At 57.5% G+C, this 13,522-nt stretch carries 7 protein-coding genes, 1 pseudogene and 1 other annotated feature; of the genes and pseudogenes, 5 read left to right on the top strand and 3 right to left on the bottom strand.

What is annotated here, in order from left to right; all coding sequences use genetic code 11:
• Positions 1-2: 2 nt before the first annotated feature.
• Both EDE09_RS08530 and EDE09_RS08525 read left to right on the top strand, forming a co-directional pair.
• On the top strand, positions 3-2,225 hold the full coding sequence (locus EDE09_RS08530; protein WP_132409742.1) for a xanthine dehydrogenase family protein molybdopterin-binding subunit: 2,223 nt from the start codon (positions 3-5) through the stop codon (positions 2,223-2,225).
• Positions 2,226-2,837: 612 nt separating this feature from the next.
• Positions 2,838-2,893: a sequence feature (sul1 is cis-regulatory element that is thought to sense ions involved in sulfur or methionine metabolism; They are found in Alphaproteobacteria), on the top strand.
• A gap of 74 nt (positions 2,894-2,967) precedes the next feature.
• Positions 2,968-4,455, top strand: a complete 1,488-nt coding sequence (locus EDE09_RS08525) for a SulP family inorganic anion transporter (protein ID WP_132409741.1) — start codon at positions 2,968-2,970, stop codon at positions 4,453-4,455.
• A 58-nt stretch (positions 4,456-4,513) separates the two neighbouring features.
• On the opposite strand, the pseudogene EDE09_RS08520 reads toward EDE09_RS08525, so the two are convergent.
• Positions 4,514-4,654 (bottom strand): annotated as a pseudogene (locus EDE09_RS08520) (transposase domain-containing protein); the annotation flags it as partial.
• 51 nt (positions 4,655-4,705) lie between these two features.
• Positions 4,706-6,217, bottom strand: a complete 1,512-nt coding sequence (locus tag EDE09_RS08515; RefSeq protein ID WP_132409739.1) for an ATP-binding protein — start codon at positions 6,215-6,217, stop codon at positions 4,706-4,708.
• A gap of 182 nt (positions 6,218-6,399) precedes the next feature.
• Here EDE09_RS08515 and EDE09_RS08510 point away from each other — a divergent pair, with 182 nt between their 5' ends.
• A complete protein-coding gene (locus EDE09_RS08510) occupies positions 6,400-6,666 on the top strand; it encodes a hypothetical protein (RefSeq protein ID WP_132409737.1) in 267 nt (88 codons plus the stop codon).
• Here the strand turns inward: EDE09_RS08510 and EDE09_RS08505 are convergent, their stop codons facing one another.
• Positions 6,667-7,386, bottom strand: a complete 720-nt coding sequence (locus tag EDE09_RS08505) for a response regulator transcription factor (RefSeq protein WP_245505095.1) — start codon at positions 7,384-7,386, stop codon at positions 6,667-6,669.
• A 502-nt stretch (positions 7,387-7,888) separates the two neighbouring features.
• On the opposite strand from EDE09_RS08505, the gene opgC reads away from it, so the two are divergent.
• Both opgC and EDE09_RS08495 read left to right on the top strand, forming a co-directional pair.
• Positions 7,889-9,259 carry an OpgC domain-containing protein gene (opgC, locus tag EDE09_RS08500; RefSeq protein WP_281033647.1) on the top strand — a complete coding sequence of 457 codons (1,371 nt, stop codon included), beginning with the start codon at positions 7,889-7,891 and terminating at the stop codon, positions 9,257-9,259.
• 761 nt (positions 9,260-10,020) lie between these two features.
• Positions 10,021-13,362, top strand: a complete 3,342-nt coding sequence (locus tag EDE09_RS08495) for a M10 family metallopeptidase C-terminal domain-containing protein (RefSeq protein ID WP_132409733.1) — start codon at positions 10,021-10,023, stop codon at positions 13,360-13,362.
• The last annotated feature ends 160 nt before the right edge of the window (positions 13,363-13,522 follow it).

Raw genomic sequence — 13,522 nt, 5'->3', positions numbered from 1 at the left:
CGATGATCCCGAAACTGATGCAATCGCTTGCCCTTCCCGTCGCAAAGACACCGGCGTCTCGCCGGCAGTTCATGCTCGGCGCGCTCGCAGCTGGTGGCGGTCTCGCCATCGGCTACCAGGTTCTGGCTTCGTCGCCTGCGGCCGCGAGCGAAATTGCCGCTGATGCTAATAAAGCAGCTGCGGCCTTTACTCCCTACCTCACCATCGACGTTGACGGTAAAGTCGTGGTGCTTTCCTCCCAGTTCGAGATGGGGCAGGGCTCGTATAACGGCCTTGCAACCCTTGTTGCAGAAGAACTCGACGCAGATTGGCAGTCCATCGATGTCCGCGGCGTCGCCGGCAACGTCAAGGCTTATGGCAACGTCGCCTTCGGCGGTACCATTCAAGGAACGGGCGGGTCCACCTCCATGGTCACTTCCTGGGAGCGCTATCGAAAGGCAGGCGCGGCGGCGCGCGCCATGCTGGTGGCTGCCGCCGCATCCGAATGGGGTGTCCAACCGGCAGAGATTACCGTCGAAAACGGGGTCCTGGCGCATCCATCGGGCAAGAGCGGCGGGTTCGGAGCGTTTGCCGCCAAGGCGGCGGCGATGCCTGTGCCGAGCGATGTAACACTCAAGCAGCCCGGCGATTGGAAGCTCATCGGCAACGCCAAACTGAAGCGGTTCGATAGCGCGCGCAAGACGAACGGAACCGAGCAATATACGATCGACATCAAACTGCCGGGAATGCTGACGGCCGTGATGATCCATCCGCCCATGTTTGGCGCCAAGGTAAAATCCTTCGACGCTGCGGCCGCACGTTCCGTCAAAGGTGTTGTCGATGTCGTCGAGACGCCGCGCGGTATTGCCGTCGTCGGCGAGCATATGTGGGCCGCGATCAAGGGCCGCGAAGTGGTCACTGTCGTTTGGGACGAGACAGGCGCCGAAAAGCGCAGCACAGCTGAACTTATGACGATGTATAAGGAACTCGCAGACAAGGCCCCAGTAGCCGTTGCGCGCAAGGACGGCGATGCCGATGCCGGCTTTGCGGCAGCAGCCAAGGTCATCGAGGCGAGTTTCGAGTTCCCCTATCTGGCGCATTCCGCGATGGAGCCGCTCAACGCGGTGGCGCGCAAAAACGATGACGGCACGCTGGAGATCTGGGGCGGACATCAGTTCCCCGATGTTTATCAGATGCTTGCCAGCCAGATCGTCGGTATTGCGCCCGACAAGGTGCAGTTGCATGTCATGAAAACAGGCGGCAGCTTTGGTCGGCGCGCGGTGTTCGACGGCGACGTGGTCGTCGAGTCCGTCTATGTCGCCAAGGCAATCGGCTTCCGGGCGCCTGTAAAGGTGCAATGGACCCGCGAGGACGACATGCGCGCCGGTCGCTATCGGCCATCCTATGTGCATAAGCTCAAAGCCGGGATCGATGGTGACGGGAAGCTCGTGGCCTGGAGCGACCACATTGTGGGTCAGTCGATCATGGCCAAGACGGCCTTTGACGGCATGGTACAGAACGGCGTCGACCCGACGTCTGTGGAAGGGGCAAACAACCTGCCTTATGCAATTCCCAACCAGATGGTCGGCCTGACGACCACCGAGGTCGGGGTTCCGGTTCTGTGGTGGCGTTCGGTGGGTTCGACGCATACCGCTTTTGCCGCCGAAGCCTTTATTGACGAAGTGGCCGAAGCGGCAGGGCGTGATCCGATCGAATACCGCCTGTCGATGCTTGAGCCGCAATCGCGTCACGCGGTGGTCCTCAAGCTCGCAGCAGAAAAGGCCGAATGGACAAAGCCTTTGCCGGAAGGCCGTTTCCGCGGAGTTGCCGTGGCGGAGAGCTTCGGGTCGGTCGTTGCACAGATTGCCGACGTTTCTCTCGATGGCAGCGGGGGCATCAAGGTCGAACGTGTCGTTGCCGCCGTCGATTGCGGCCTTGCAGTCAATCCGGATCTGGTGCGTGCCCAAGTTGAGGGAGGCATAGGTTTCGGTTTGGGCGCCATTCTGGGCGAAGAGATCACTTTGACCGCAGGCAAGGTCGATCAAGGTAACTTCGACGCGTACACGCCTTTACGGATCGATGCGATGCCGGCAGTGGAGGTTCACATTCTTGCCTCCACAAATCCGCCATCAGGTATCGGCGAGCCGGGCGTTCCGCCGATCGGACCCGCAGTTGCCAATGCCATCTACAAAGCGTTGGGCAAACGGATCCGCGTCATGCCCTTCACCAAGACATTGAATGCATGATTTGATCTCCGGCCGCCTCACGCGGCCGGAGATGTTACCGCGTGATGGAGTGGCCGCCTCGTGTTGCGCCGGGATTCGGGTCAGCGCTATCGGCTGCTTGGCATAACATCACGTACGATTCGATATTAACGCCGTGATTGTTGTAGATGCTGAGCATACTGCGAGAAGACGAAGCACAATTTCGCTGGCATCGTTTCCATCGCCACCGCACCTCTTCTTGGGCAAATCCGTCTATGCTGCCTAACTTTGTGCTTTCAGCTCTGCGCTCGTGGAAATGAGCGTCGCATCTGCTTTCGCGGGAAATGCTTGTTGGCAATGTGTCGCCAGCCGTAGCCTTGGAGTAGGAGGACGTTCTGAAGCGAGAAGGTACGTGGTAGTAAGGGGAGATTGACACTGTGCTGGCGGCGGTTTTCGGTCAGGCTTATCTCGTTTCCCATGGTTTCGTTTCAGACCGTTCTCGGCCGATCGAAGGACGACATCTACATCGAATACGCTTTACCGTAACCGGTGTCACACCCGCACCTTGACGCCGCAGCCTATTTTTGTGGCGAGCGGGTTCAGACTGAGACGTAATTGCAAAACCGGACTGCGTGAGCTACTTAGCGTCATCCACAAGGACCCGGTGAAACTCCGGGTGGCTCTTCTGGCCGCCGATCCGCCAGACAACACAGCAACGCAACCTATTCCATTTTCGAGGACCGAGTTTTGCTCGGCCCGTTGCCTCAACTGTGAAAAATCATCAATGCGAACTCTTTCAAACTACCGTCAGGAGTGGTTCTCCAACATCCGTGGCGACGTGCTTTCGGGTATCGTCGTCGCTCTCGCGCTTATCCCGGAAGCGATAGGCTTTTCGGTGATTGCGGGTGTCGATCCCAAGGTTGGCCTGTACGCCTCCTTCGCAATCGCCTGCGTGGCGGCCTTTGTGGGCGGCCGGCCCGGCATGATCTCTGCTGCAACGGCCGCGACCGCTGTCGTCATGATCTCCCTGGTCAAGGAGCACGGCCTTCAGTATCTGTTCGCCGCGACCATCCTGATGGGCACCATCCAGATCGTCGCGGGATGGCTGAGGCTCGGCCGCGTGATGCGCTTCGTCTCCCGGTCGGTCATCACGGGCTTCGTTAACGCACTTGCGATCCTGATCTTCATGGCCCAGTTGCCTGAACTTATTGGGGTCCCGACGCTCACCTACGTGATGATCGCGGGCGGCCTCGCCATCATCTACCTCTTTCCATACGTGACCAAGGCAATCCCATCGCCGCTCGTGGCCATCGCGGTCCTCACGGCCATGGCATGGTGGTTTGGCATGGACCTGCGCACCGTCGGCGACCTCGGCGAACTTCCGTCTTCGATCCCATTCCTGATGCTTCCGCAGGTTCCGTTGACCTGGGAAACGCTGCAGATCATCTTCCCATACTCAGTGACGCTCGCCGCCGTAGGACTGCTGGAATCGCTGCTTACCGCGCAGATCGTCGACGACATGACGGATACGCCCAGCAACAAGAGTCAGGAATGCGTTGGACAGGGCGCGGGGAATATCGCCTCGGCACTGATCGGCGGCATGGGCGGATGCGCCATGATCGGACAGTCGGTCATCAACGTAACATCTGGCGGTCGAGGACGGCTTTCTACGTTCGTCGCGGGTGCTTTCCTGTTATTCCTGATCGTCGTCCTTAACGACCTCGTCCAGATCATCCCCATGGCCGCGCTTGTTGCGGTTATGATTATGGTTTCCATTGGCACTTTCTCCTGGCGGTCGATCCTCGACCTGAGACGCCATCCGCTTCCGTCATCCGTCGTCATGCTGGCGACGGTCATCACCGTCGTCGCAACGCATGATCTGGCAAAGGGCGTGATCGTTGGCGTCCTGCTGTCCGGCATTTTTTTTGCTGGCAAGGTAGCCCGTCTGTTCAGGGTCACGCGCCTGGAGAATCCCGAACAGAACAATGTCACCTATGCAGTGGTGGGGCAGGTCTTCTTTGCTTCGGCAGAAGCCTTCATCCACGCGTTCGACTTCACGGATAAGGGTAAGCGGATTATCATTGATCTCACAAGGGCCCACCTCTGGGACATCACCGCAATTGGCGCGTTGGACAAGATCGTGCTGAAGTTCCGTCAGGCGGGCGACGAGGTCGAGGTTCTCGGCTTTAACGAAGCGAGTGCTGATATGATTGACCGCTTCGCGCTGCACGACAAGGATGAGCGGCTTGCGGCAAACGCCTCACTACACTGAACAATTTGACTGCGGACCGTCGTGCGCAGCCATCTGCCCTGCTACTGTTGCTCCGCTCCAAGGGCAAATTGTTCCAAGGCAAAAGCTCATGTATCTGGCCCTGCTTGTGGCCGTTGACGATGGCAGTGAGTGTGGGGGTCAGATAAGCCAGCGGATCGATGCCATTGAGTTTACAGTAACGGGAAAGTGCGGCCCCCGACTGCTGCCAGAAAAACTGTCGCGCGAGCGTATCACTTGATTCAAGACCCAGTTAGTAGCGCGGCAGGATAAGGCGCGCCTCAAGCCCGCCGGCGGGATGATTGCGTAGCTGAACCTCCCCCTTGATTCTTCGCGCTATTCCGGACGCGATGGCTAATCCCAAACCGGAACCACCGGTTTCGCGATTACGAGATTGCTCAAGCCTCACGTAAGGCTTCAACACGGTGTTCATATCCTTTTCCGGGATCCCTGGCCCTTCGTCTTTGATCGACAGAAGCAAATTTTCCTCGTCATGTTGAAGCGAAATTCGTGCTCTTCTGCCATACTTAATGGCGTTTTCGATCAAGTTGCGAAGTGCTCTTCTCAGTGCGACAGGAGGCGCGAGGCAGACCAAGCGGGGGGAGCCATTCCTAGGAGCCTCCATAAAGGCGTCATCGTATTCCTCCGCGATAGTATCCGCCATGCTCCAAAGATCGATTAATTCCGGCGGTTCATCGATGGCATTCAGCTTGGCCAATCCGATGACAGATTCTACCGTCTCCTCGATATCTGCGATGTCCCCCTCCAGCGATTTTTTAAGAGCCGAGGTCCTTATCAGCGCGAGGCGGAGCCGCATGCGCGTGAGTGGTGTTCTGAGATCATGCGCTAATGCTGCCGCCAAAAGCTCCCTCTCTTCAAAATGCTCCTGTAAACTTGCCTGAGTCTGATTCAAGGCACGGGCGGCATCTCGGAAGTCGCGACTACCTTTCTCCAAGAGGGGTGGGCTGTGGAGATCATCGCCAAGCTGGCGGACGGCTGCCTCGAGCAGTTGGTAGGGTGCTGTAAGACGCCAGACTGCCCAGAAGGCGATAACCACGACGCAGATACTGACGGCTAGATATGGTGACAAGCTGTCAGAGGCGAGAAGCGGCCCGGTCGGCGTTTGGGGAGTGACGATATTGAGCCACTGGGCGTCGGCGAACTTCAGCGAAACGATATAGCGTGGGCTCTTCAAGAAATCACTGGCGATCTCGGAAAGGTTTTCCTCTACCTCGCTTATCTCATCAGTACTTTGCATACGCTGGTTCGCCGCAGTTGGCGAATGAGACTCTTCCAGCTTGAAGCGAACTTCATCGATCCCGAACCTCGCAAGCCGTGCGGAAAGAATGTCCTCAAGCTCGGCCAGAGGATCGTGTGGATCTACGGCAGAAGCGACACCTGGGGATGCGGAGAGGCTGAGAACACCGGTGGAATCCACCATCTCGCTGCTGAGGCGTCGCCGCTCATCGGGCGATAGTGGGGCCATCAGCTTGGCGAGCCAGAACGTACGCTCATTGATGCGGTAAAAGTCAATTGTCTCGTTCGACATCATGCGATCGCGAGACATGATAACGAACGCGCTCGTCTGGGAAACGAGAAGCACAGCTACTAAAACGATCAGCACCCAGGCTGGCAACGTCCGCGGGATGAGACGCTTGCTGGTAAGCCATCTCAAATCTCTCTTGGTCGAAATGGCAGCCTCCAGAATTTTTGCAGCGACGCCAGCGTAGCGAATACCATCTAGGCTCTCGTTCGTCAGTCTCATCCGCCGTAATGCTTACAAATGCGAAATACGATTTCCATGCGGGGCGAAAGGCCTACCGTTCTCTCCATGCGACAAACGTGAATTGCGATTGGACTGGTTGTGGATGGAGGGGGTAATGTACGAAAGAACGCCATACCTAAGATCGAGGAGGTTTATCGATCTTTCCGTGCAGCGAGCGCAAAATGACAACCTTCCTGCGGGTGAGAATACACATTGGACCGGAACTGGAAGATACGGACGGCAGCCGCATTAAAGCCGATGGTCAGGCGAGTGAGTTCATTGCTCCAACAGATGACGAGATCGCTCTGATGGTAATTTCGGACATTGCGGCAAGCGCGGAGGAAGCGGAAGTCACCGCGATAGAGGAAGCGCGGCGCATGTATCTGGCTGGCCTGGCGCTTGCAATCGAGTCAATTGCTGTCCTGTGCACAACAATCTTCCTGTTTTGATTACCGGTTTATTTCTGCCACGAATTGATACCCGTCTCCTCGAACAGTCTCAATCATTGAAGGTTTTTTGGGATCATCCTCAAGCTTGCGCCTCAGCCGACTGATGAGAATGTCGATGCTGCGGTCAAAACTCTGACTCGCGTTGCCTCCACATCGTTCGATAAGCTGCTCACGGCTGAGGACGCGACCGCCGGCTTGCACCAGGGCCTCGAGAAGATTGAACTCGGCGCGCGTCAATTCTACTCGCACACCGCTAACGTCGGTCAGCCTACGACGGCCAAAATCAAGCGTCCATCCAGAAAACTGGACAACGGCATTAGCCGCAGGTGCCGGTTCCTCCAGCTGTAGTCCGCCCTGGCGGCGGAGTACAGCTCTAATACGCGCCAGGAGTTCCCGCGGGTCAAATGGCTTTGACATGTAATCGTCAGCGCCGAATTCCAAGCCAACAATTCGGTCGCTGGTATCAGTGACGGCCGTCAGCATGATGATCGGAACTCGCGACCGCCTCCGAATTTCCTGACATAATTCAAGACCGGAACGCCCCGGCAGCATTATGTCGAGGACAATCAAATCGACTTTGGTCCGTTCAATCTCGGCGTCGAGTTCGCTGCCATCCTTCGCCAGCGACACCCGCATGCCGCGCCGCTGAAGAAAATCCTTCAATAGCAACCGTATCTCGGCGTTGTCGTCGACGATCAAAATGTGAGGAGCGAGGTTCAAAGTAGGGAATCCCATCACGCTTGTTGCTAGTTAGGGTAACGAACGGTCATCCGCCATCCCCTCTGATCGCCATTACAATCCGGAAACACTTTTTAAACTTCCACGAAAAGCTCTTTGTGTGGTGTTTATGCGAAACAAGCGTGGCGGTCGATTCACTACCAACCGAGCGCGTACGAGCAGTTTTGCGTCCTTGCCGCGTGCCAGGAACTCTGCCTCGGGCATTGTGAGAGCAGCTTGAATCTTCCTATCGCGTTCAGTGCCATGAACCTCGATATGCAGCCTATGATCATCGAGAAGCACCTGCATCTGCCAGACCTTTGGAATCCCGCCAAACGGGCTAGGCCGATTCAGCATTTCACCGCTGTCTGGATCCTCGAGCGGCCCTCGGCGGTGGTGGAGGGGCATCAGCGCTAACACGCGCTGGGCCCTGTCTTAGGTCAAGCGCCATTAAGGCCTCACGCTAGCCGGCAAATCAGACAAAACTTTCAGCACGAGTTTACACATGAGCATTTTCGGCACGATGAAAGCGGCAATTCGAGTGTCACGGCAGCCAGCATCGACGAAGAACCCTCACTCTTTAGCAATTCTACAAGGTTGTCGCGAGGCTGTTGAAAATTGCCGACGAGATGGGGAAAACATTGCAGATGAAGTGTCAATCATCGCTGACAAGAAGCGATATGAGATTATCGACGGTCTACGCGGTTACTTCTTGGTGACCATGCTGCTGAACCATCTCATATTCATCGGCGGTAACTGGATGCTGTCGATCAACCAGAATCAGCTCGCTTTCGTGGAAAGCGCGCAAGGATTCATTCTTCTGTCGGGCCTGCTGGCCGGCATGATCTACAGCCGCAGAATGATCATCCACGGCTATCGGGAGGCCCGCCGACAGAGCTGGGCTCGCGCCTTTGAAATCTACCGGTATGCGATGGGTGTCATTATGGCGGTACTCGTCCTGCAGATGCTTCTGCCCGATGCTGGGCGAATATGGCATGACTGGCTGGGAAAAACGACACTGGACGAGCCGCTTCGTCTGGCAGCGATCGCTACGCTTCTCTTCCAGCCGACGTTCATGGACATCTTGCCACAATACGTCCTCTACATGTTTTTTCTCCCTGCCGTCATCTGGCTCTGCCTGCGGGGAAAATTGGCCTACGTCTTAGCGGGCTCGCTGGCACTTTGGATGGCGGCCCAGCTCGGCATCCAGACATTCGCCACCGAGGTCGTCGACAATTTGATCGCAAGCAGCGACAAGCAGGGCCTCCGCGCCAGCTTCAACCTGTTCGGCTGGCAGATGGTCTTCTTTGCTGGAGTGATTACCGGTGTCCTGACGGCAACGGGCAAGGTCGACTGGTCGCAAATTTTCCGGCCGAAAGCTACTCGTATCCCGAAACTCTGCCTCGCCATCTGCGTTTTCTTTCTGCCGCTTAGGATCCTCTCGAGCCATGATCTAATGCCGCAGTTCGTCCTCGCCAAGTTCGCGACGATGGAAATCCGCGCCGATTTCGGCCCGGTCTATCTGATGAATTTCATCGCCGCGGCGGTCGGCTTCACATGGCTGCTGATGGCGGGCTCGCAGCATGGTAATCCGTGGGTCCGCAAGTTGTCCTTTGCCCTGCGATGGCTATTCTCGCTAAGCTTCCTGCGCCTACTTGGCCGGCACTCATTGCAGGTTTACGTATGGCACGTGGCGATCGTTTATATCGTGTTTTACATCGACCAGCGGACGCCGGAGTTCTCCCAGTTTACGAAGAGTTTTATAGGTATAAGTTCCATTATGCTCCTTTCATTGCCTGCGCTTTGGAGAGAGCGTGCCCGGTTCGCCGGAGGTCCACAGCCGCAGATTATTCAGGGGACTTCCTCGGGCGTGTAGCTAGGAGCTCGATCTCCACGCCTACAAAACCGAGCCGGCGGCTCGCCCTGGCGCCGGCCGGCTCAACACTCGACGCCCACGATCCGCCTTGAGCTGCAGATGTCGGATCCGGCTTACTGCAATCAAAATACACCTCCACGCCTGCCCGCGAATGACATTCTAGGCGAGGAAATGGGGGTGCCGTCAGAAAACCGTGGGTCCGGTCTTCGATGCGCATCAACGCGAAGGATGCAACGGCACGTTATTAATCATCTCCAGATGAAGGGACAGCCACTGGCGGTTCCGCCGAACCTTTGATAGCGCCCCTTGCAGCACGCTTGGACATGATACTTAGAGCGTCTTGGTTTTGCTGTTTGCGGACTGACTGCTTCTGACTAGACCTACGACGGCAATCTGATGCTAGCTCCAGAGGCAAATAGATTTGTATGCACATCTCTGCAGCCGTCTCCCGTTCCGCTAGTCGCGTCAAAGCTTCCCAATCTCAGAGCTCTATAGGTACCCGGCGGAGGCTGAGAAGGTTGGTCGGGCGCAGCTATGGCTTCGCAGCTCATGTGCCGCGGTAGGGCAGCCGACCGGATTTTCAATTGCAAAATGTAGCGTAGCTCACGCGGCTTTGCAGGGGTGACAAGTTGAAGATTCCAATTACACTACCTGGAAGGGTGAGGGACTCATAGGCAGACGCATGCGTTGCCTGTTGAAAATTGGCCGCCGCAGAACGGGTTAGCCGTTACTGCGCACAATCGTCGGAGAGGAGCCTCACGATGCCGAACCCAAGCCAGACCAGCGACGAATGGTGGGAAAACGATCAGACACCGGACAACCCTTATGGGAAAAGCGAGGATTATGAATCCTTTCTCGATTATCTTGGGGCATTGCCGCGCAGCCTGACGCCCGAGATCGCCGCGGGTACGCTGAGGATCAACGTTTACGAGCTCAATGACCATCCCGAGTACAAGGCCGCCGCGATCGGCGCCTTACAAATGTGGGCGTCCGTGACCCCCCTGAAATTCGAGATCGTCGACGACGTGCCGTTCGACAGCACAACGGACTGGATGGAGGTTGTCAGCCCCGAACTCGGCGAAGAGGACGATGGCAGCGCTTATTCGAGCAATCGCTATGTCAGCATCGGTCAGCGTTTTCACGATACGGAGCCAAACAAGACCGATATCGGCGGATATGTCTTCGATTCCTTCATCCACGAATTCGGCCATGAATTCGGCCTGAACCATCCCGGGCTCTACAACTACAGCGGCCCCGGTGGCGTGCAGATCAACTATCTGAACAATGCGACCTGGACCTATGACCGCCAGCAATACAGCGTCATGTCCTATTTCGATGGGATCGATGTCGGCGAAACCACCCGCTGGTCTGCAGCGACGCCGCTTATGGCTGACATCGAAGCCGTCATTCGTCGCTTCTTTTCAACCGTCGACGAGAACGGCGTGCGCACCTATCAGCACATCGACCTCAACACCGGGGACAATGTTTACGGCTTCGGGAGCACGCAGTATGGCTATCAGTTGACCGCATCAGGCATGCAACATGACATCGGTTTTGCGATCCATGATACCGGCGGCACCGACACGATCGACTTCTCGGGCTCGACGGCTGGCACGATCCTTGACCTGCGCGCGGGACAGTTCTCCAGCGTCAACGGTCATAGCAACAATGTATCGATCTTTGCTGGACACAATGCGGATGGGACCGACTACTACATCGAAAACGGTATCGGCAGCGGTTACAATGACATTCTGATCGGTAATGACGGCGCCAACGTTCTCGACGGCCGATACGGCGCCGATCGCATGGCCGGCAACGGCGGCGACGATATCTATTTCGTCGACTCGTTGGATGACATCGTTCGCGAAGAGGCCAACGGCGGCAACGACACGGTCATTCTGCTGTCCCGAGATCTGAGGATTCGGAGAATCGCCAACGTCGAAAATATCATCTATGCCGACGAATCGACGCTTCAGCCGCCCGCGGGCGACAACGCACCCGCGCCCGTTTTTGGCGACAATACACTGACGAGCATCATCTTCGGCGACAATGGAAACAACACGCTTGACGGCGGCGCCGGCGACGACACGATCTTCGGCCAGGGCGGTGACGACCTGATCATCGGCGGCCGCGACTCGCTCGCCAGCCGTGACATCAACAACACGATCGATGTCGAGGATCTTGAAGACCAGACCGAAAGCGATGACGGTAACGACACGCTCTACGGCGGCGGCGGCAATGACACCATTCTTGGCGGCCAGGGCAACGATATTCTGGATGGCGGCGCCGGCGACGATACGCTGAGCGGCCAGGACGGCGTTGACATATTCAGGGGCGGCTCTGGCGTCGACACGGTCGATTACAGCAAGGAGAGCCCTTTCCAGCTGCTCGTCAACCTTGCCACCAATGTCGCCAGCGGAGGCACCGCCTCGGGAGACACTTTCTACAGTATCGAAAACTTGATCGGTTCCGACGACCGCATCGACCGCTTTATCGGCACGGCCGACGCAAACCATTTCTGGGGCCAGGGCGGCGGGGACTATTTCAACGGCGGCGGCGGCAATGACATCCTGGATGGCGGCAATGACGGCGATATCCTCTATGGCGAGGAGGGCGACGATACGATCATCGGTGGCGCCGGCCAGGACTATCTGGATGGTGGTTCCGGTATCGACACGGTCGTCTATGCCGGCAGTTCCGACGGTGTGACGATCGATCTTATGAACGGCACGGCCAATGGTGGCGATGGTGATGGCCCGGTGCAAATCGTTGGCCGAGGTGCAGTAATCCGTCATGATATACTCGTCGGCTTCGAAAATGCCGTCGGCTCATCTTTCGACGACCACCTCATCGGCAATACGCTCGCCAACGAGCTCTCCGGCGGCACCGGCGACGACACGCTGACCGGCGGCGGCGGGGCCGATATATTGAATGGCGGCGCCGGAAGCGACACGGCAGACTATGCTGACGCGACAAGTGGACTAAGGCTTAGTCTTGCCGGGGGCAGGTCCGGCGGAGATAGATATATCTCCATCGAAAACCTTGCAGGCTCTGGATTCAATGACCGTCTGACCGGCAACGGCGCAGCCAATGTCCTGACCGGCCAGGGCGGGAACGATGTGCTCGATGGCGGCCGCGGCGACGACATCCTGCTCGGCGATTTCGCCTATCAGGGCGACGCGCCGCCACGTCCGGGCATGGGAACCGGTTATGCTACGCTGGGACCGGACGCGACCAACAACTCGGTCGCAGCCGCGTTCGACATTTCTAATAATTTTTCGCTCGCCAGCGATCCCGATATCTTCGATTCGACGACCGTTCTTCATACGACCGTCAACGCCACGGGCAACGGCCAGGGCGGATATTACAAGGTCGATCTGGCCGCCGGTACGGTCATTACGATCGATATTGACGGGATTGCCGATCCCAATGTCCACGACAGCTGGGTCAGGCTGCTCGACAGCGCCGGCAACATAGTCGCTCAGAATGACGATGGCGGCGGCGATCCGGGCTCAGCGAGCAACCGGGATTCAAGCCTGGTATTCGTCGTTCAGGAGACCGGGTCCTATTACATACTGGAGGGCAGTTGGTCCCCCGATGTGCCGGGTGACGGCTGGGCGGAAGCTGTACCGGACGGCTCGACATACGAGTTGAACGTATCGGTCGAGTTTCCCCCGGCACCGGCTCAGCCAGGAGAGGCGGGATCCGATAAGCTCACCGGCGGTGCCGGCAGCGATCTGCTGGATGGCGGTCTGGCGGCCGACACGCTCATCGGCGGCGCAGGAGAGGATACATTCCGCTTCTCGACCGAGATTGGGAACGGCAATATCGACTGGATCAGAGACTTCAACGTCATCGACGACACGATCCTCCTGGACAATCTCATCTTTGAGACTGTGGGTGTCGACGGAGTCCTAGGTCTGGGGGCGTTTTACGGGAATGCGGCAGGCGCCGCTCACGACGCCGATGATCGCATCGTCTATGACACCGACAGCGGCGCCCTGTTTTATGACATCGATGGCAGTGGAGAAGGCGAAGCCATTCAGTTTGCGCAGTTGAACGCAAATCTGAGGTTGTCGGCGTCCGATTTCATTATCATCTAGCGTAACTCCGGGAGGGCGCCGTTGAGACGCCCTCCCGCGACCATCTTTTCAGATGCCCAAAAAGTGCGGCATCCTTCGGCGCCAGCGTTTCATCCTTGAAACGGCCTAGGTTTGCCGGAAACATGCAACCGTACGATTTTCGAACCACAAGATGAGCGGC

Origin of the sequence: Neorhizobium sp. S3-V5DH (genome assembly GCF_004343065.1) — a bacterium.
GTDB lineage: Bacteria > Pseudomonadota > Alphaproteobacteria > Rhizobiales > Rhizobiaceae > Neorhizobium > Neorhizobium huautlense.
Note: the sequence above shows the minus strand (reverse complement) of the source record. Positions and strands in the feature narration are given on the sequence as shown.